This is a genomic window from Pseudoalteromonas tunicata, assembly GCF_002310815.1.
GTDB lineage: Bacteria > Pseudomonadota > Gammaproteobacteria > Enterobacterales > Alteromonadaceae > Pseudoalteromonas > Pseudoalteromonas tunicata.
Genome location: NZ_CP011032.1, coordinates 2,979,841 through 2,999,904 on the forward strand (window position 1 = coordinate 2,979,841; position 20,064 = coordinate 2,999,904).

Consider the following 20,064-nt stretch of genomic DNA (forward strand, 5'->3'; position numbering starts at 1 on the left):
AACAATAAATTACTTTTAAACAACCAAAAACAAAAAGCTACATTGCTATTAAATAGCCGCTCCACCATACTGAGGAGCTTTTTAACTTCAGAGGAAATGATAATGTATTACGAAATAACAGTGGTGCAATTTAGCAAGATGCTCAATAACTTAGCAGCAATATTAGAAAAAGCAGAACTCGCTGCGGTGCAAAAACGATATGATATGAGTGTGCTGCTTAATGCCCGCCTAGCACCTGATCAATTTAACCTCATCCGCCAAATTCAAATTGCATGTGATACTGCAAAATTAGCTGCGGCACGATTAACTGGTAAAGTTGATGATGCACCTAAGCATGACGATAGCGAAACAACCTTAGCGGAACTTAAAACACGTATTGAAGAAACATTAAACTATTTAGCAAGTTTCAGCGAAAGTGATTTTGCAGGTGCAAGCGAGCGCCAAATTAGTCAACCGCGCTGGGAAGGAAAATACGTTACAGGTGCTGAGTTTGCCATTGAGCATGCTATGCCAAACCTATATTTCCACATCACAACAGCCTATGCGATTTTGCGTCATAATGGTGTTGATGTCGGTAAAAAAGATTATTTAGGCGCAATGCCTTATAAAGTCTGATTACTGTCTCTTTAAAACCGATTTTAAACGACTAAAAATCTGAAATAAAAAAAGCCTTTAGTTACATACTAAAGGCTTTTTTAAATCGATTAACCGTGGTTTTACCACTTAATCCATTCAACTTTAATCTCTTTGCCAACGGCTTTGCTAATGCGCGGCACAATTGCATCTTGCTCTGTACATACCAATGAGAAAATATGCCCTTGAATGTCTTTGGCCACTTCGGCAGGTGCTGAGGTAAAATCATATTTACTGGCAGTGATTTCACGCGAAGCGGCTTGTTTGTTCGCTTTTTCTGCTAGCATTTCTTTATCAACCGACTGGCTGCTTGCAGTACGTGCTGTACGACCAACGCGGTGAATATAGTCATTACAGTTAACTGGTAAATCAAAGTTAATTACGTAATATAAATCGGTAATATCAATACCACGCGATACGATATCTGTTGCCACTAAAAACTGAACTTCGCGATTTTTAAAACTATTTAAACTTACTTGGCGCTGCTTTTGTGGGATTTCATTATGAATACCCACACTGCTGTAACCTTTGCTATTTAATAGATGCGTTAAAAACGTCACGTCTTTTTTAGTGCGAGCAAAAATTAACGCGTGATCGCAATTGACCAAATTAATTAAGCTTAATAAGTTCTCAGGTTTGTGGTCGCGATGACAGCGATACATAGTATGAATAATTTTATCAAGTGCTGGTTTGCTGTCGTCAGTACGCACTTCTTTTGGATTAACCAGATTATCTGCGGCAAACTTTTGTAGCGCTTTGCTATCCGTTGCTGAAAATAGAATCTGTTGTTTTGCTTGTGGCATAGCTGCAAGAATGGTACGTAACTCTGCAACAATACCCATGCTGACTAAACGGTCGGCCTCATCCATAACAAAATGTTTTACTTGCTCAAGTGAAAAAGCCTTCACTTTTAATAAATCAACTAAACGACGCGGAGTGGCAACAACAATGTCTGCACCACGTTTAAAACGATTCACTTGAGATGGAATACGCACGCCACCGAACACGCTAATAGTACGTAAGTTTAAGCCTTTGCCATATTTTGCAATCGACTCTTCAACTTGAACTGCAAGCTCACGGGTTGGCACTAAGAATAAGGCTCTAACTGGACGCACTTGCTCGGCACTATTATCGACTCGGCTTAATTCTTGAAGCGTTGGCAGTAAATAAGCAGCGGTTTTACCTGTCCCTGTAGGGGCAATCGCATAGGTATCAGTACCCGAAAGCACAGCACCAATAGAATGTTCCTGAATATAAGTAGGTGATTTGTAACCTAAGCTTAAAACGTTAGCTTGAAGGGTTTTGTTGAGTCCAAGTTCGGCAAAAATAGTCATGTGCGCACATCAATTAGCAAATAATCGCTTATTATCCCTCAGGCGCCGCATTTATACCAATTTTATTCGCCAAATCAGCGATTCAATTGCACATTTTTTGATAAATAGTACAGCAACCAGAGTCAACTTTGCGCGGTTAAAGCGCTCAATAATGCACCAATATCATTTCTTACCCATTCTTTGCCTAAACAATTATCTAACTCACGCTCTGCAAAGCGTAAAAAACCCAGTGCTGCCTGTGATAAATGCCTATCGTTTCGCGCAATAAAATACCAATGGCTTTCAATTGGTAGCCCGGGCACATCGAGTGTGACAATACTGCTATCTTGCTTTGGCAATACATGACGAGACAAAACAGCAAGCCCCATACCTGAACTGACACCGACTCGAATCGCCTCATTACTGGCCATTTGCATACTCGACGCCAAAGTGAGTCCTTTACCTTGTAACCAACTTTCAAACAACATTCGCGTAGCAGAACCAGGCTCTCTGAGTAAAAAACGCTCTTTCATCACATCCGCTAAGGCTAACTCTTTTTTAGTGGCCAGTGGATGACTCGCAGGTGCAATTAGGGTTAAGGGGTTACGCAAAAAGCGCCCCGCACAGGCATGTTCAAGTGAGGGCGGATGACTAAACACATATAAATCATCTTGACCTTGCTCAAAACGTCTGAGCACTTGTTCACGGTTGCCAATTTCAACCGTTACTTCAACTTTGCTAAACGCTTGCGCATAAGGCCCAAGCAAACGCGGTAAGATGTACTGAGCAGTATTGACCATCGCAATACTAAAGTGCCCTCTTTGGCCATCTTGAAGCGCTCCTAAGTATTGATTAAATTCAGAAAAATCCCCCAATGTCTGCAAACAAATACGATATAACTCTCGCCCAGCATCAGTAGGGATCACTTGATTTTGCTCTAAGACAAATAAAGGTTCACCAATAGCTTCTTTCAACCGTTTTAACTGTAAAGACACAGTTGGCTGGGTCAAGTGCAAGCGTTTCGCACTTTCACTGATAGACCCAGTTTGAATGACTTCCAGATATACTTGGAGCAATCGAAATGTTAAGTGGCGGATATTCATAAAGAGATACCATAGATAATTATCTATATAGTGTTGCTATACTTTTTATTTCCGTCAATAACAATCTCACCTTACACTGCGCCAGTGACTAAATTAAAGGAGTGCGTTATGCCAGATATTGTTGTGATGTTTTTTCTACTGGGTTTATTTGCGGGGCTGGTTCGTTCCGATTTAAGTATTCCTAAAGCAACTTACGATACATTAAGTTTATTACTAATGTTAATCATAGGTTTAAAAGGTGGTATGGCCTTACACGGTAATTTAAGCTGGGGCATTTTGCCGGAAATGGCCACTGTAATGTTGCTCGGAGCCTTAATTCCTCTGACTTTATTTCCACTGCTGCGAAAATTCATCCGCCTTAGCTTGGCCGACAGTGCAAGTATTGCCGCCCATTACGGCTCAGTGAGTGCTGGTACTTTTGCGGTGGCACTTGCTTATACTCAAGCCAAACAGCTCGAAGTTGGCGCTGAAGTGACACTTTATTTAGTGATGATGGAACTGCCAGCCATTATTGTTGGCTTATTACTCTACCGCCGCTTTAGCTCTCAACTACCTAATGCAAAACCTGTGACTGTCGGGGCATTGTGGCATGAAGCCCTGACCAATAAAGGAGTTATCTTGCTAGTTGGAGGGGTCATTATTGGTATTATTTATGGCACACAGCTCGGCGCGCCGGTAACTGACGTCCTCATGGGAGGCTTCAAAGCAATATTAGCATTATTTTTACTCGAAATGGGTCTGACTGCAGCTCAAACTCTGCGCCCTTTCCCTGCGGCACACTGGCGTTTGATGATCTTTGCCTTAACAGTACCGATAGGTTTAGGCATTGTAGGGATATTTGTTGGTGCCTTCTTAGGATTAAGCGAAGGTTCAATTGTTATCTTAGCAAGCTTAAGTGCCAGTGCTTCTTATATCGCAGCACCTGCGGCCATAAAAGCTGCAATCCCGGATGCAGATATTGGACTTGCTATGCTCAGCTCTTTAGGGCTTACATTTCCCTTTAACGTCACTATTGGAATCAGCTTGTATCACTACTTAATTCCTATTTTGACCTAACAGGTTAAGGGTTTGAACTTAAACCGAAGCCGATACAACTCACAATTTGTATCGGCTTTGGTAATCCTAATTACACTGCAGTTCGTATCAAAAAAGCATACTCACTTCGCATTTAGCTCAACCATGACACATCACAAACAGCACCTTGAATCAAAACTATGCCCAATTTGCCTTCGTCCGTTTAATTGGCGCAAAAAATGGCAACGAGACTGGCCAAATGTTAAATACTGCTCAAAACGCTGCCAAAGTAATGCAAAAAATCTGAATAAATTTGAAACCCCAAAATAATGATACCCACAGCATTACTGTAACTTCTCGCCATAAGGTATAAACTAAACTGTAGATTTGAAAAAGAGCTTTTATCAATGGTTCATACATGAGCGCAACTCACGCTAAAATAACCAATTGATATAATTATAAAATCGACCTCACAATAGCAATAACTTGATAATGTAAGCGAGCCAGATGCTACGAAATACCTTATATTTTGTCTGTTGTTTATTTTTAACTGTGCTAACAGCCAAGGTTAACTGCGCGCAAACAACTCTCACCCCTTTTACTCTGGCAACCACTAATGACCCAGAAACTCCGCTTTACCAACAGGCAAATCAAATATTAACCGTCGCTTTGCAAGAATTGGGTTTTCAATTAAACATAATCACGCTGCCAAATAAACGCAGCTTAAGTTGGGCAAACATAGGTAAAGTTGATGGTGAGTTATTTCGAATTAAAAATTTAGATTTAACGATTCACCCTAACTTAGAGCAAGTAAGCGAAGCGATAGCACATACCGATCAGTCGGTGATTGGCCCTAAAAACCTAAAGGTTGCAGGCTGGCCTAGTATGAAAAATTATACTTTAGCCTATGAGCGCGGTACGGAGTTTTTAAACAAAAACCAAGCTAAATTTAAAGCTGTCATTTTAGTCAATGACTTTCATCAAGCCCTAGAACTTATCCATGCTGGACGCGCCGATATTACCATAACCAGTCGCGCTACCGCTGAGCGTTTTTTAAATAGAACCCCCTCTGAGTATTCCGATTTAATCGTACACAGCCCAGCCTTGATCGATATTGAACTGCATACTTACATCAATAAAACTTTGCATCCACAGTTAGCTTTCCAACTTGCAGCGGTTCTAAAACAAATGAAACTAGATGGCCGTTTTGATCAGTTGAGCCAAATTAATAACTAGAGCATATGGCCATTAGGTTATTTAACAAAATAATACTAAGGTTGAAAAACACAAAGCGATCGTTATTTAAACAATCGTCGTATCGCTAACCTAGCTGGTTTAAACAACTCTTTTATTAATAACAATTTTTAGGCCTTTTTATGACAACACCTCAGTTTCAACAAATCCCACAAGAAGCATTTGATTGGTATGATGATTATGCCCATGGCGCCATGGACAGACGTACTTTTATGAAAAAGCTTGGTACATTAACCGCGTTAGGCTTTTCCATGGCGGTATTAACCAGCGCTTTGCTTCCAAATTATGTTTTGGCCGAACAAGTCTCATTTAATGATCCTGATATTAAAGCCAGTTACGCTGAATTTGACTCGCCGCTAGGTCATGGCAAAGGTCGTGGTTATTTAGCCGTGCCGACCAATACCACAGCAAAGCTACCAAGTGTATTGGTGGTGCATGAAAATAGAGGGCTAAATCCTTACATTAAAGACGTTGCAAGACGCTTAGCAAAAGCGGGATTTTTAGCCTTTGCACCAGATGCACTCTTCCCGCTTGGAGGATATCCTGGCAATGATGATGACGGTCGAGCAATGCAAAGCAGCTTGGCTCGCGAAAAAATTCAATTCGATTTTATCGCTGCCAGCCAGTTTTTAAAAACGCACCCGCTAAGTTCAGGTAAGTTGGGCGTAGTAGGATTTTGTTTTGGGGGCTACATGGCCAATTACTTAGCCGCATCAGCCAATGAGTTAATTGATGCCGCAGTCCCATTTTATGGCACGCCAGCGGCAAAAGAATTACGCAAAAATATCAAAGCGCCTTTACTGATTCACTTAGCTCAATTAGATACTCGCGTAAATCAAACTTGGCCCGAATACCAAGCAGACCTCGATAGTCTAGGTATTAAATACACCATGCATATGTACCAAGCCGCTAATCATGGTTTTCATAACGACTCCACCTCTCGTTATGATAAAGCCCAAGCCGAACTTGCATGGCAGCGCACACTCGACTTTTTCAAACTGCACTTAGTTTAAATAATGGCGTTAGGCTCACGCTCGAGTTAGCTTAACGCTAAAACAAAACAACTTAAAGGCACATCAATGATAATTAACCTCAATACTGGATAAGCAGTCACGCTCTACAGTTATTTTCAACGAACGTTAACAGCGTTAGATTAGCTTGTAATACACGCGCTAATCCGCCTTGTTATCCCTCCCCCCTAACTAAAGATAAAAAGCTAAGACATTTACTTTTAATTCAATGTGTTGGTAAACATTTCATCTAGAGCTGAGGTTATTTAATAGAAAGGAAGAACAACGCTTGAGGTTATATTTCAATTTTTGTTACCCTTCGCCCCACTTTGTATTGGTAAATATTTATATTGTTATGAAATTAGAAATTCACTATCAATTCCCTAGCGCACAAGTAGCAAACCGTTTTTTGAATGAATTAAAACATTGGCCAATTGCAAAGGTATCTGCTCGATTATTTAATCACGAGGCATCGGTAAAAATCACTTACCAAGCCAAAACTGAAGGATTTGACTCAACCTGCGCCGAGCTTGATAAGCTTGCTGCATTTTACAATGGTGAGGAATGCTAATCGCGTTGTGATATTACTGCGCTGCGGCAAGTTTTGCGGCAATAAAATCGGCATGGCTTACATATAGTAGCCCTGCAATTCTTCGAATAATATGATCTTCATGGCTATCAAGCTCACCATCAGCAAAAGCGACATGCCACAATAACTCGACAATCTCGATACGCTCAACATCATTCGTTTGGTTGTTAATTTGCTTAACAAATGCAAATAAATCAATCGCCTCTTCAACCAATGGCTCTGCTTTTGCAATCAAGCCTGTTACTTGCTCTTGGCTTAATTGGCAATGGGTTAACAATATCGCCGATATTTTATTTAACTCACTGCTGTGAGCTTTGCCATCCGCTCGCATCACTTCAACTAATAAAGCCGCTAATGCGGTATTAAAATCGATACTGACTGTTGGCTCTGGCTGCAATGCCAAGCCTTGTAATAGTTTTTTGATATGAGCTAACACGTTTATTTTCCTTTAAATTGGCTGATTAAATCTGAGCTAACCTTATTACACATCACCTTAGCTGTAAAACAGCAGATTTAATAGAACGCACCAAGGCTCTTATTTAGCTCTGCTTGGCGGCTATCAACCCATTTTAGCCACAAAAAAAGCCCTTTCGGGCTTGTTTTAAGAAATTAGACTGCAATTACATTCTAGCTTCGAGCATCAAACGTTTCATATCTCGTACGGCTTTTTCAAACCCATCAATAACGGCACGAGCAACAATGGCGTGACCAATATTAAGCTCATAAATATCTTCAATCGCAGCAATTGGTTTTACATTATGATAATTCAAGCCATGACCAGCGTTAACAATTAAACCTAAATCAACCGCTGTTTTTACACCCGCTTTAATGCGTTCCAGTTCTTCGAGTTGTGCCTCTTCAGTTTCTGCATCAGCATAAGCACCGGTATGAATTTCAATATACGGAGCATGAACCGCAGCACAGGCTTTGAGTTGAATCGGATCGGCATCAACAAACAAGGATACTTTAATGCCCGCAGCGGTTAAACGTGCAACAGCCTCGGCAATTTTCAATTGATTGCCCGCGACATCTAAACCGCCTTCAGTTGTTAGTTCTTCGCGTTTTTCTGGCACTAAACAAACAAACGCAGGCTTGATTTCAAGCGCTAATTGCAACATCTCTTCAGTAACGGCTATTTCAAAGTTCATGCGCGTTTGAATGGTTTTACTCATCACATGCACATCTCTGTCTTGGATATGTCGGCGATCTTCACGTAAATGAATGGTGATCCCATCAGCACCGGCATGCTCTGCTACGGCTGCTGCATGAGCTGGATCAGGAAAAGTCGTGCCACGTGCTTGGCGCAACGTAGCAACATGGTCAACATTCACACCTAATAAAATATCTTTCATTACATCACCTTGGTAGAAATAGCTCTCGGCTTTTTAATTCTCGTTCGCCTAATAATGGCTTTAATAAATAACGGGCAAATTGTTTAGCTAATAAACGGGTTTGTGGCTGAGAAAAATCTAATTGACTAAATGCCATGAGTTGCTCACCACGAAACCCACTGTGCGTTGTATTTTGCTTACACCAACCTTGTTCATCAACATACAGATACAAGGCTGCGGCCTCAATTGGATCACCTTGTGCATCATAATTAAAATCAACACCATAACCTAGCAATTCTAATAACTGATATTCAAATGAGCGCAGAGTTTGCTCAACGTCGCACGATGTGGTCAATGCTTGCAAATGTTGCTGATAAAGTTGATAAGCTAAATCGATCGGCTCATTAATAGGAATTATCCGATTGCATAATTCATTGAGGTAAAAACCGCAATAAAGCGCTTTGCCAGCTAATTGAATATCGGCAATATTGGAAGCAAGTTCAAATTGGGTGAGGTATTTAAGGTCACCTTGACCTGAAAAGCGGATCAGTAAGGTTTGAAATGGTTGCAGTTGTGCACTGTGTTTAACCGCCTGCTTGCCTTTTAACCGGGCAAGCAGGCGAATTTGACCAAGGTTTTCTACCAGCATATCGAGCATCACTTGCGAGTCACTAAATGGACGTCGATGGATCAGATATGCATGATAGAACTCTTGAATCACATTAATCTTCGCCGTAACCTAAGCTACGAAGGGCGCGCTCGTCATCAGCCCAGCCAGATTTCACTTTAACCCAAAGCTCAAGAAATACTTTATTATCGAGCATTTCTTCCATGTCTTTGCGTGCTTCGCGGCCAATCACTTTTAGTTTTTCGCCTTTGTTACCAATCACCATGCGTTTTTGGCTTTCACGCTCAACTAAAATCAAGGCATTAATATGCCAAACACCGTTTTCTTGCCATTTAAATTGTTCAATTTCCACAGTGACAGAATACGGTAATTCTTCGCCCATAAAACGCATCAGCTTTTCACGCACAATTTCAGCCGCTAAAAAGCGCGTTGAACGGTCAGTAACGTAATCTTCAGGGAAAATAAACTCACTTGGCTGCAAGTACTTACGAACTTGATCTTTAATTAAATCGATATTTTTAGCCTGCGTTGCCGAGACAGGTAAAATCGCAACAAAATCAGCTTGCTCGCCGAGCCATTGTAAATGAGGAAATAGCTCTTCTTTTTCTTTAACTTGGTCTACTTTGTTAATCACCAACAAAACTGGACGACCTGTTTGTTTTACTTTATGTAAAACCATGTCATCATCAGCAGTCCAATGCGTCCCTTCAACCACAAAAATAATCAACTCAACATCGCTGATTGAGCTTGCCGCAGCACGGTTCATTAAACGGTTAATGGCGCGTTTTTCTTCAATATGTAAACCAGGAGTATCGACATACACCGCTTGATAATCACCTTCAGTATGGATCCCCATAATACGGTGGCGCGTAGTTTGCGCTTTACGCGATGTAATACTGACTTTTTGGCCAACAATTTCATTTAAAATTGTTGATTTACCAACATTTGGACGGCCAACAATGGCAATCATGCCGCAATGTGTTTTAGGATTCATGTTTAATAATCTTTAATGCTTTTTCAGCCGCTTTTTGCTCGGCTTTACGGCGTGAACTACCGACAGAAACAATACTGTTCATGCCTTCTACAACACATTCAACGGTAAATGACTGATTGTGTGCCTGTCCTTTGGTATCGATAACAGTATAGTTTGGCAACGGTAATTTTCGCGCCTGTAAATACTCTTGTAATAAGGTTTTTGGATCTTTTTGGTTTAATCCTGGTGAAATCTCATCAAGACGAAATTTGTACCAGCTCAAGATCAAATTACTGCAGGTGTCTATGCCTGAATCTAAAAAGACAGCTCCAATAATTGCCTCTACAGCATCGGCTAAGGTTGACTCGCGGCGATAACCACCACTTTTAAGCTCACCTGGACCTAAGCGTAAATAATCACCTAAGTTAAATTCTAGGCCAAATTCCGCAAGAGTTTGACCACGAACTAAGGTTGAACGCATTCGACTTAAGTCACCTTCGCGACTTTTTGGAAAACGTTTATAAAGCTCATTGGCGATTACAAAGCTTAAAATTGAATCGCCTAAAAACTCTAGCCGTTCATTATGCTGCCCTTTATGACTGCGATGAGTCATCGCTTGCTCCAACAACGCAACGTTGTTGAAGGTGTAGCCTATTTTAGTATATAAATCAGTTACATTTTTGTTCATTAGTTATTGAATACTTCCTAGGCGCTCAAAACGAACCCCTGTTGGAACCCAGCTTGGTAAGATACTGTCTGGGTCTTGTTCAAATTCAAAGCTCATCCATATAAACACAGCTTTTCCGACTAACTTCTCTTTATCAACAAATCCCCAAAAACGGCCATCTTTGCTGTTATCGCGGTTATCACCCATCACAAAATAACTATCTTGCGGCACAACCCACTCATCAATGCGAGTGCCTGGTTGTTGGTAATATGCCATTTTCTGCTCAGGACGAGCTGGGTTAATTAAAATATCGTGGCTTACATTCGCCAAGTTTTCAGTTAAACGAGCTTCTGCAACGCCTTCTGAAAAGAACTCATCTTGATTAATCAGCTGAGTTTCAAGTTTGTTAAATTCATTACAATTTAAACCTGATGTTTCGGTTTGTTCTGCTTCACATTTAGGCTTGATATAAAGTTGTTTATTACGATAAACCACGGTATCACCCGGTAAACCAATAACACGCTTGATAAAATCAACATTCGTATCAAGTGGATATTTAAATACAACTGCATCGCCGCGCTCAGGGTCAGACACATCCATTAACTGAGTGCGCCAAACCGGATCTTTTACACCATAAGCAAATTTTTCCACCAGAATAAAGTCACCCACTAATAAAGTTGGCATCATTGAACCTGATGGTATTTGAAATGGTTCATAAAAGAATGAACGAAAAATAGTGATAGCCGCAATCATAGGAAAAATAGATTGAGCAGTTTCCGCTATGGCCGGTTGAGGTGCAATTTGTGCAATAGTTTCATCATCCAACATGGCACTATTTGCGCCCTGTGCAAGTGCAATACGCGCTTGACGTTTAGGTGCATAAACCAAGTGATCGATTAACCAAATTAACCCAGAAGTTAGAGTTAATAACACTAAAAAAATTGAAAAATAACCAGCCATATTAACTGTTTTCCTTATTTACCTACTTTGAGGATTGCTAAGAAAGCTTCTTGCGGCACTTCAACATTACCAACCTGTTTCATGCGCTTTTTACCTTCTTTTTGTTTTTGTAATAATTTTTTCTTACGACTTACGTCACCACCGTAACATTTTGCAATTACGTTTTTACGTAACTGTTTCACTGTGGTGCGGGCAATAACGTGCGCACCAATCGCGGCTTGAATTGCGATATCAAATTGTTGACGAGGAATTAACTCTTTTAAAGCTTCAGCTAATTGACGACCACGAGATTGTGCACTTTCATGGTGACAAATAATTGCCAACGCATCGACTCGTTCGCCATTAATTAGAATATCAACACGTTCCATTTTTGATGTTTGGAAACGCAGGAAATTGTAATCAAGTGAGGCAAAACCACGGCTTGTTGATTTTAAACGATCAAAGAAGTCCATCACCACTTCAGCCATAGGTAAGTGATACGTTAACGCCACTTGCTTGCCGTGGTACGACATTTTGTGTTGCACACCACGCTTTTCAATACAAAGCGTAATTACATTACCTAAATACTCTTGTGGTACTAGAATATTAGCCTCAACAATTGGCTCACGAATTTCAGCAATATTGCTGATTGGTGGTAAATTTGAAGGACTATCTATCTTAATGGTTTCGCCATTTTTGAGTAGGATTTCATACACTACCGTTGGTGCAGTTGTAATAAGATCCATGTCATATTCGCGCTCTAAACGCTCTTGAATGATTTCCATGTGTAACATACCAAGGAAACCACAACGGAAACCAAATCCTAATGCAGTTGAGCTTTCTGGCTCATAAAATAGCGAGGCATCATTGAGGCTTAATTTAGATAAAGCTTCACGGAAGTTTTCGTAATCATCTGATGAAATTGGATAAACACCTGCATAAACTTGCGGTTGTACTTTTTTAAAGCCGGGTAAGATTTCAGCAGCTGGATTACGTGCCGATGTAATGGTATCACCTACAGGTGCACCATGAATTTCTTTAATACCAGCAATAACAAACCCAACTTCACCGGTACGTAAAATTTTGGTTTCAGTTTGTTTTGGCGTAAAGATCCCCACTTTGTCAGCGTTATGAAGCTGACCATTGGACATAATTTTAATTTTGTCGCCAGCACGCAGTTCACCATGCTTAACACGTACTAATGATACAACGCCTTGATATGGGTCGAACCATGAATCGATAATCAACGCTTGTAATGGTTGAGTTGGTTCACCTACCGGAGGTGGAACTTGTGCAACAATAACTTCAAGTACATCTTGAATACCAACACCTGTTTTAGCAGAACAGCGTACCGCATCCATAGCATCAAGACCGATAATGTCTTCAATTTCTTCCGCTACACGCTCAGGCTCTGCTTGTGGTAAATCGATTTTATTAAGAACAGGAATAACTTCTAGTTCCATTTCAATCGCGGTATAGCAGTTTGCTACTGTTTGTGCTTCTACGCCTTGGCCTGCATCAACAACCAGTAATGCACCTTCACATGCAGCTAAAGAACGTGATACTTCATATGAGAAATCTACGTGACCTGGCGTATCGATGAAATTTAATTGATATGTTTCGCCATCTTTTGCGGTGTAATTTAACGTTACAGACTGGGCTTTGATGGTAATACCACGCTCACGCTCAATATCCATGGAGTCTAAAACCTGAGCTTGCATTTCTCGGTCTGTTAAACCACCACAGTATTGAATCAAACGATCTGAAAGGGTCGATTTGCCGTGATCGATGTGGGCAATTACTGAAAAGTTACGGATATGCTTCATAAACTGGATTCAAGACTTCTAATTAAGTGAACGATTAATGGAAAAAGGGAATTTTACAATTAATTAGACTTAATCACCATCTATTTGCGCTGGACTTGAACTAATTGGATAAATTTTTATCACTTCAATATGGTGTTTCACCGCTTTTAAATAAAACTTGGCGCAAAGGTAACCAGCAAAACCAGCTGAAAATGCAAGGATAATCTGCCAACCCTCAGGTAAAAATAATACTTCAGCTGCAAAAATAGCGGTAGCAATTGCAAATAGAAGTGGTAACAAATAAGTTAAAAATGAGCTTTTAACAACATGACTATCATCAAGCCCAAACAAAACCTGCTGACCTGGCTCAAGTTGTTGTTGAAAGTCAAAATCAAATAAGGCTTCTTTATTACCAAATAATTTGGCAAAAATTTGCGAGCCACATTTACCATTACAGCCTTCACAGGCTTTTTTAGCTTGCGGTTTTAGCGTTGCGGTAGTGCCTTTTACTGACACTACGGTAAGAGTTTGTTCTATCATAAATTTGGACGCTGTACAGACTCAGCAATATTTTTGGCGGCAGCAGCTGGAATATTCCCAACAACAGAAACATCAAAGCCTTCAGCATTATGGACAAACACGGTTGTAGCACCAGAAGTTAATGCCGTACTGCGTCGCATTGATGAAAGTGGCCTTTGAATAAACACCGACACTTCAACCAAACCATCACTAAATAAAAAGTAATCGGCCAGTTCATTGTTTAAATTTAAATTGTGGCGATCAGACTTAATCAGATTAAATCCTTGCGGCAACCAACCAATTTGCCATTTACCAAGCTCTGTTGACACTTCTTGCAACGGTAATGGTGTTGGAAATTGTTTCTGACTCATTTCAATTAAATCTGCTGCGGGTTGTTCTGAAAAGGTCACATTAGTCAATTGTAATTGCTCAATAATTTCCCCCTGCTGATTAACATAAGCAGCTTTTAAAACTATCGATGATTGTGAATCAAGCCAAATCCAATAATTAAACTTATTATTATCTTTAGACTCAATGCGCACTAGCTGCGCCGAACGGCCTGCAATACGGCCTTTGCCACCAAGAACAAAACTATAACTTCCTTCTAATACACTGATATCATGAAATAATATATCAGGAATAGGGCCAGAAATTGAGCGTGAATTAATTGAATAAGGAGGCGTCTGAGGCTCAAAATAAGTAACTTGATCATTAATACGAATAATTTCAAGCCCTGCTCCATTAAGCAGGCTCAAATGTTCTAATTCAGTTTGTTGGTATTGACCATGGCGCCAACGATAAGGCTCCATGGCATTTCCTTTAACAACAACAAATGAGGCATCGAAGTTACTTGAGTGGACGGTGAGTGCCATTTTCTCAAGGAGATCTTTGGCACTTTCTTCTTCTGTCGCAGCAAGATTAGTTGAAAAAATAACGAGCGAAAATATTAAAGCGAGAGCTCTCATCTAATTAGTTTGAATCCTTGGCTTGTGGCTTCTCTTGATTATCATCAGTTTGCGCCTGACTTGCAATACGCGTTTGTCTTTGATGTTCAAGTACTAAAGCGCCAATACGCTGTTGTTGTAACTCACGTAAACCTTGCTTGGCATTGGCAAGCGCTGGTTCTGTGGAATAACTCACAGGAGATGCAATTCCCCCTACAGGTGTTGTTTGAAACATTGGCAGTGAGTCAATCATTTGATCATTTTGACCATTAGGAATACTTTGTACTCCAATAATGGCAACGAGCGCTACACTTGCTGCAATTGCAATTTGGCCCAATGGTTTTTTCCAGTTAATAGAAATAACATTATTTTCGTTCTTATCGGTTAGTTTATCGTTATTAACTGAATTGTCTGTAGCTTGATGTTGACCACTAAAATCGCCATAGACAGGTTCATGTTCAAGTGCTAGCGCCACACGGTCTGCTATATCAATAAAAATATCGGTTTGCTGCTCAGCTTTGACTACATCACCGATTAACGCGTAGCGCTCAAAAGTTTTGTGATCTTCGGCAGTCAAAATTTGATCTGTCAGAGGCGTTTCACCATCGAGTAACGCTGACAAATGCTCATTTTGCGTTAAGGGTGCTTTGGTCATACTAAAATTCACCTATGCATTATTTATTAATGGGTTTAATTTTAAATCAACTGCTTCACGCGCTCTGAAAATCCTTGAACGCACAGTTCCAACCGGACAATCCATAATAACGGCTATATCTTCATAGCTCATACCCTCTAATTCACGCAAGGTTATCGCGGTTTTTAGGTCTTCAGGCAAATTATTGATTGCATCGTAAATTACTTTTTTTACTTCATCACTCATCAGCAAATTTTCAGGCGACGCATTAGAGTGCATAGCCGATGCGCCTTCATAATATTCAGCCTCTTCAGCGTCAACATCATTTGCGGGCGGTTTGCGTCCTTGAGCAACAAGGTAGTTTTTTGCGCAGTTAACAGCAATTCGGTAAAGCCAGGTATAAAAAGCACTTTCACCTCGAAAGCCAGGAATTGCACGGTACGCTTTAATAAAGGCTTCTTGTGCAACATCAGCTACATCGCTTTGGTTTGATACATATCGAGAAATCAAACTGGCCACTTTGTTTTGATATTTTCTGACCAACAAATTAAAAGCGTTTTTGTCTCCCTGCTGCACTTTTATTACTAGCGCTAAATCTAAATCCTGCTCGTTCATTCGAGCCGGTACTCCTATTGTTTACTTGTTACTCTTTAATTTGTGCTTATTGAACGTTAGTTAAGACTCATTAAAAAATAAAAAGTTCTGTTATTACGTTTTTTTTTTTAAAATACTTGTCAATGCTAGATGAACCTTGGCTGAAAACGAGCGCCAACTGTAAATTCTCTAGCAATTTCTTGAACAAGTATTTATTGTGAAGCTCGTTGAAATTGCATTGTAACCCTAAGTATCACTTACATGAACCAAAAAAAACACCACAATACTGACGTTGCCATTATTGGTAGCGGCGCTGCCGGTTTAACACTTGCTTTAACCTTAGCTAATCATTGCAATGTTGTAGTGATAAGCAAAGGTCCGCTAAAAGAAGGCTCAACTTTGTATGCACAAGGTGGCATCGCTGCTGTATTTGATAAAGATGACAGCATTGAATCCCATGTAGAAGATACTTTAGATGCTGGTGCCGGTTTATGCGATCGCGCAGCCGTTCATTATACAGCCAGTAATGCAAAACAATGTATGCAATGGCTGATTGAGCAAGGCGTGCCATTTGATATGGAACGCGATCAACAAGGTAAAGAACGCTATCATTTAACCCGAGAAGGCGGTCATAGCCATCGTCGAATTTTGCACGCCGCTGACGCAACAGGCAAGGCAGTACAAACAACGTTAATTGACCGGGTTAAAGAACATAAAAACATCACTTTATTAGAGCGTTATAATGCTATTGATTTAATCACCGCCAATAAATTAGGTTTAACGGGTAAACATTGTCACGGCATTTATGTTTGGAATCGCGAGTTAGAACAAGTTGAAATCATAAGTGCTAAATTTGTCGCATTGGCTACTGGTGGTGCAAGTAAGGTCTATTTATACACATCAAATCCAGATGTTGCCTCAGGAGATGGTATTGCAATGGCTTGGCGTGCAGGCTGTAGCGTTGCGAACATGGAATTTAACCAATTTCATCCTACCAGCTTATATCACCCTGAATTACAAAACTTTTTAATTACCGAAGCGATGCGCGGCGAAGGTGCTTATCTATTACGCCCTGATGGCAGCCGCTTTATGCCTGACTTTGATGAAAGAGCAGAGCTAGCTCCTCGTGATATTGTGGCACGTGCAATTGATTATGAAATGAAGCGTTTAGGGGCTAATTGCGTTTACCTCGACATTTCTCACAAAGATGATGATTTTATCATCGATCACTTCCCTACCATTTATGCAAAATGCTTAAGCGTAGGTTTAGATATCACAAAAGAACCTATTCCTGTTGTACCTGCTGCACATTATACCTGTGGTGGCGTAATGACTGACTTTAATGGCAAAACCGATTTAGATAACCTCTATGCTATTGGTGAAGTGGCTTATACAGGATTACATGGTGCAAATCGCATGGCGAGCAATTCGTTACTCGAATGTATTGTATTTGCTCAAGCTGCTGCAAAAGACATTATGGCGAAGTTGTCTCTTGTCAATGAACCAGTCACCATTCCTGATTGGGATGAAAGTCGAGTTAGCAATTCAGATGAAGAAGTTGTTATTACTCACAATTGGCATGAGCTCAGATTATTTATGTGGGACTATGTTGGCATAGTGCGCACCACAAAACGTTTGGAGCGCGCATTAAGGCGCATTGAATTACTGCAACAAGAAATTCAGGAGTATTATGCCAACTTTAGAGTGACCAATAATTTATTAGAGTTACGCAATTTAGCACAAGTTGCCGAACTGATTATTCGCTGCGCGTTAGAGCGCAAAGAAAGCCGAGGCTTACATTACACTTTAGATTATCCTAACTTGGCTGAGCAATCTGGTCCTACAATTTTAAAACCTAATACGAAAAAACCTTAGTTTTGGAGATTTAAATGCCGTCGTAAACGAGCATAATCGGCGGCATTAACACTACTACGGAAAATTATAAGCCAGCGCTTTTGCTGGCTTTTTAAATGTAAAAACACCACGGTATCTGTTGAAAAACTTGATTTAAGCATTTGAAAGTGAAGTGAACTTTGCTCTGTTAACAGTTCAATATCGCCATTTTCTAATAGCAAAAGCGCACCTTGCTTTGGGGTACTTTTAATTAACTGTAACCAGCTAAAATAAAATGCAAAGCCAATTGAACACAATAAAAAAATGGCGTGGAAGAAAGAGGTTGCAAGCAATAAAAACAAACTACCCAACACAATAAAAAAGCCCACTATAAAAGTAGGCAATTGATTATTGGCACTAAAAGCAATTCTATACACGGACTCGGTTTAGAATAAGCTTAACCATATAGTTTAACTGTGGATCTTTAGCTGTTTCATGACCCATAAACCAAGCAAACAACTCAGGATCTTCTTGAGTTAATAAATGTTGGAAAATAACCTTATCTTCTGCTGATAATGCGTCATAACCTTCTTCAACAAAGGGCATTAACAAAACATCTAGCTCTAACATACCTCTGCGACATGCCCAACGTAATCGCGCTTTATTATTTAACTCTGTCATTTGCTACCTCGTTGTGTTGTGCGCCGATTCTACCAAAAACTTAGTTAATTTATAATACCAAAACACTATCTTAATGATTTAATCAATCAAGTATTAATTATCAAGTTGAGATACGTTACTATTAGCACTCTTCTATTTCATGGCTTAATTATTTATGTCTCAAATTTTTGCATGCTCACTTAGCGATCAGCTCATTGAATTTGCTGGTGCGGATAAAAAATCGTATTTACACGGTCAAATTACTCAAGATATTAATCTCATCAACCATGAAACAATGTTATGGGCTGGTCACTGCAGTGGCAAAGGAAAACTCTGGGCGGTACATAAATTATTTGCCCACAACGACAGTTACTTCTCAATTACTTCTGCCGACTCTTTTGAGCAAAGCTTAGCGGAACTAAAAAAGTATGCCGTATTTGCCAAAGTTACCATTAGCCATAATACCGAATTCAAATTAATTGGTTTATTTGGTGATAACTTACAACCCGCTTTAGCAGCCTTAAACATTAACTTTCAAGGCAACAGCGCTGCATTTCAATTTGGTCATGCAATAAAACTTTCTGACGACCGCATCATTTTAATTGTAAAAGATACGCCTGAATCTTTTTTAAACGATATCGCCATTTGGCTTGATAACGATTTTACTTGGCAAAGCTTAGCTATTTTACATGGCGAACCGAGCTTAAATACCAGTGCTGTGGGCGAATACGTACCTCAAATGGTAAACCTACAAGCCATTGGTGGCATCAGCTTTACTAAAGGGTGTTATACCGGTCAAGAAACCGTCGCAAGAATGAAATACTTGGGCAAAAATAAACGCGCTATGTACATCATTCAAGCACAAGGTGACAGCCCAATTAACAGTGATGAAGTTGAACAGCAGCTTGGTGAAAATTGGCGTCGCGCTGGTCATATCATCGCCAGTGCCTTCGATCCTATTGATAAAAAAGCGGTTGCGTTAGTGGTTTTACCTAACGATATTTCGCCTGAAACTCCGTTACGAAGTAAACACGAACAGCCAATGCTGTTCACAATCCAACCCCTACCTTATTCATTAAGCGACAACTAAATCGGGAACCTTATGAAAATTGCACAAAACGCTGTTGTAAAAATGCATTACTCAGTCATAGATAAAGACAATAATGCGATTGATAGCTCTATGAATGAAGAGCCATTAGAAGTGATCATTGGTTCGGGCTATTTAATCCCAGGCTTAGAAAACGCCCTAATTGGCAAAGAAGTAGGTGATGCTTTTAATGTCACCGTGCCACCTTCTGAAGGTTACGGTGAGCGCCATGAAGGCCTAATGCAAGCAGTACCTAAATCGATGTTTGAAGGTATTGAAGTTGAAATCGGTATGCAATTTCGCGCAACAACGGATGATGGCGAAGAAACGGTGATGATACTTGATATCCAAGGCGATGATGTACTTGTTGATGGCAACCACCCACTTTCGGGGATTGAATTAACTTTCGATGTTAAAATTCTAGAAGTGCGTGAAGCAACAGCCGATGAACTTGCTCACGGCCATGTTCATAGCCCTGGCGGTTGTGGCCACGACCATAGTCACTAATCCTGACTTTTATTGATAAAAAAGCCG

Annotated in this window: 24 protein-coding genes; 9 read left to right on the forward strand and 15 right to left on the reverse strand. The window is 40.2% G+C overall.

All coding sequences use genetic code 11. The features are described from left to right. The first annotated feature begins 102 nt into the window (after positions 1–102). Positions 103–615, forward strand: coding sequence for a DUF1993 domain-containing protein (locus PTUN_RS13565; RefSeq protein ID WP_040643663.1), 513 nt, complete (start codon positions 103–105; stop codon positions 613–615). A 101-nt stretch (positions 616–716) separates the two neighbouring features. Here PTUN_RS13565 and PTUN_RS13570 read toward each other — a convergent pair whose 3' ends face one another. Both PTUN_RS13570 and PTUN_RS13575 read right to left on the reverse strand, forming a co-directional pair. Beyond that, complete coding sequence (locus PTUN_RS13570; protein ID WP_009837497.1) at positions 717–1,967, reverse strand: DEAD/DEAH box helicase; 1,251 nt, start codon at positions 1,965–1,967, stop codon at positions 717–719. Positions 1,968–2,089: 122 nt separating this feature from the next. Beyond that, positions 2,090–3,049 (reverse strand): LysR family transcriptional regulator, encoded by a 960-nt coding sequence (locus PTUN_RS13575; RefSeq protein WP_009837498.1) that lies wholly within the window; start codon positions 3,047–3,049, stop codon positions 2,090–2,092. A gap of 108 nt (positions 3,050–3,157) precedes the next feature. Here PTUN_RS13575 and PTUN_RS13580 point away from each other — a divergent pair, with 108 nt between their 5' ends. The 5 genes from PTUN_RS13580 to PTUN_RS13600 all read left to right on the forward strand — a co-directional run bounded on the left by PTUN_RS13580 (position 3,158) and on the right by PTUN_RS13600 (position 6,898). Next, a complete protein-coding gene (locus tag PTUN_RS13580) occupies positions 3,158–4,105 on the forward strand; it encodes a sodium-dependent bicarbonate transport family permease (protein WP_009837499.1) in 948 nt (315 codons plus the stop codon). A gap of 123 nt (positions 4,106–4,228) precedes the next feature. Beyond that, on the forward strand, positions 4,229–4,393 hold the full coding sequence (locus PTUN_RS13585; RefSeq protein WP_009837500.1) for a DUF2256 domain-containing protein: 165 nt from the start codon (positions 4,229–4,231) through the stop codon (positions 4,391–4,393). A 177-nt stretch (positions 4,394–4,570) separates the two neighbouring features. Continuing rightward, on the forward strand, positions 4,571–5,299 hold the full coding sequence (locus PTUN_RS13590) for a substrate-binding periplasmic protein (protein ID WP_009837501.1): 729 nt from the start codon (positions 4,571–4,573) through the stop codon (positions 5,297–5,299). A 140-nt stretch (positions 5,300–5,439) separates the two neighbouring features. Beyond that, positions 5,440–6,330 (forward strand): dienelactone hydrolase family protein, encoded by an 891-nt coding sequence (locus PTUN_RS13595; RefSeq protein WP_009837502.1) that lies wholly within the window; start codon positions 5,440–5,442, stop codon positions 6,328–6,330. Positions 6,331–6,682: 352 nt separating this feature from the next. Then, on the forward strand, positions 6,683–6,898 hold the full coding sequence (locus tag PTUN_RS13600) for a hypothetical protein (protein ID WP_009837503.1): 216 nt from the start codon (positions 6,683–6,685) through the stop codon (positions 6,896–6,898). 13 nt (positions 6,899–6,911) lie between these two features. On the opposite strand, the gene PTUN_RS13605 is transcribed toward PTUN_RS13600, so the two are convergent. From PTUN_RS13605 to rpoE, 11 genes are all read right to left on the reverse strand, one after another. After that, the gene (locus PTUN_RS13605; protein WP_009837504.1) at positions 6,912–7,352 is read right to left on the reverse strand and encodes a tellurite resistance TerB family protein; all 441 of its coding nucleotides are present in this window, start codon (positions 7,350–7,352) and stop codon (positions 6,912–6,914) included. A gap of 184 nt (positions 7,353–7,536) precedes the next feature. Further along, positions 7,537–8,268, reverse strand: a complete 732-nt coding sequence (gene pdxJ / locus PTUN_RS13610; RefSeq protein WP_009837505.1) for a pyridoxine 5'-phosphate synthase — start codon at positions 8,266–8,268, stop codon at positions 7,537–7,539. A 4-nt stretch (positions 8,269–8,272) separates the two neighbouring features. After that, complete coding sequence (gene recO, locus PTUN_RS13615) at positions 8,273–8,968, reverse strand: DNA repair protein RecO (RefSeq protein WP_086009667.1); 696 nt, start codon at positions 8,966–8,968, stop codon at positions 8,273–8,275. Position 8,969: 1 nt separating this feature from the next. Then, positions 8,970–9,869, reverse strand: a complete 900-nt coding sequence (gene era / locus PTUN_RS13620) for a GTPase Era (protein WP_009837507.1) — start codon at positions 9,867–9,869, stop codon at positions 8,970–8,972. Then, positions 9,859–10,536 (reverse strand): ribonuclease III, encoded by a 678-nt coding sequence (gene rnc, locus PTUN_RS13625; RefSeq protein WP_009837508.1) that lies wholly within the window; start codon positions 10,534–10,536, stop codon positions 9,859–9,861. The genes era and rnc overlap by 11 nt, the downstream gene beginning before the upstream one ends. 3 nt (positions 10,537–10,539) lie before the next feature. Then, positions 10,540–11,475: a signal peptidase I gene (gene lepB / locus PTUN_RS13630; RefSeq protein WP_009837509.1), complete on the reverse strand. Its 936-nt coding sequence runs from the start codon at positions 11,473–11,475 to the stop codon at positions 10,540–10,542. Between the two features lie 14 nt (positions 11,476–11,489). Next, entirely contained in the window at positions 11,490–13,280 is a 1,791-nt protein-coding gene (gene lepA / locus PTUN_RS13635; protein WP_009837510.1) for a translation elongation factor 4, read from the reverse strand. A gap of 69 nt (positions 13,281–13,349) precedes the next feature. Next, positions 13,350–13,799 (reverse strand): SoxR reducing system RseC family protein, encoded by a 450-nt coding sequence (locus PTUN_RS13640; protein WP_009837511.1) that lies wholly within the window; start codon positions 13,797–13,799, stop codon positions 13,350–13,352. Then, entirely contained in the window at positions 13,796–14,743 is a 948-nt protein-coding gene (locus PTUN_RS13645) for a MucB/RseB C-terminal domain-containing protein (RefSeq protein WP_009837512.1), read from the reverse strand. Before PTUN_RS13645 ends, PTUN_RS13640 begins: the two co-directional genes overlap by 4 nt. A 4-nt stretch (positions 14,744–14,747) precedes the next feature. After that, positions 14,748–15,377, reverse strand: coding sequence for a sigma-E factor negative regulatory protein (locus PTUN_RS13650; protein WP_040643664.1), 630 nt, complete (start codon positions 15,375–15,377; stop codon positions 14,748–14,750). A 12-nt stretch (positions 15,378–15,389) separates the two neighbouring features. Next, positions 15,390–15,971 (reverse strand): RNA polymerase sigma factor RpoE, encoded by a 582-nt coding sequence (gene rpoE, locus PTUN_RS13655; RefSeq protein WP_009837514.1) that lies wholly within the window; start codon positions 15,969–15,971, stop codon positions 15,390–15,392. A 240-nt stretch (positions 15,972–16,211) separates the two neighbouring features. Between rpoE and nadB the strand changes: the two genes are divergently transcribed. Next, a complete protein-coding gene (nadB, locus tag PTUN_RS13660) occupies positions 16,212–17,825 on the forward strand; it encodes an L-aspartate oxidase (protein WP_009837515.1) in 1,614 nt (537 codons plus the stop codon). Here the strand turns inward: nadB and PTUN_RS13665 are convergent. Together PTUN_RS13665 and PTUN_RS13670 are read right to left on the reverse strand one after the other, a co-directional pair. Further along, positions 17,822–18,220, reverse strand: coding sequence for a protein YgfX (locus PTUN_RS13665; protein WP_009837516.1), 399 nt, complete (start codon positions 18,218–18,220; stop codon positions 17,822–17,824). The two genes, nadB and PTUN_RS13665, sit on opposite strands and share 4 nt — an antisense overlap. Further along, positions 18,213–18,464: an FAD assembly factor SdhE gene (locus tag PTUN_RS13670; RefSeq protein WP_009837517.1), complete on the reverse strand. Its 252-nt coding sequence runs from the start codon at positions 18,462–18,464 to the stop codon at positions 18,213–18,215. The genes PTUN_RS13665 and PTUN_RS13670 overlap by 8 nt, the downstream gene beginning before the upstream one ends. 154 nt (positions 18,465–18,618) lie before the next feature. On the opposite strand from PTUN_RS13670, the gene ygfZ reads away from it, so the two are divergent. Continuing rightward, positions 18,619–19,533 carry a tRNA-modifying protein YgfZ gene (gene ygfZ, locus PTUN_RS13675; protein ID WP_009837518.1) on the forward strand — a complete coding sequence of 305 codons (915 nt, stop codon included), beginning with the start codon at positions 18,619–18,621 and terminating at the stop codon, positions 19,531–19,533. A 12-nt stretch (positions 19,534–19,545) separates the two neighbouring features. Then, positions 19,546–20,037, forward strand: a complete 492-nt coding sequence (locus PTUN_RS13680; protein WP_009837519.1) for an FKBP-type peptidyl-prolyl cis-trans isomerase — start codon at positions 19,546–19,548, stop codon at positions 20,035–20,037. The last annotated feature ends 27 nt before the right edge of the window (positions 20,038–20,064 follow it).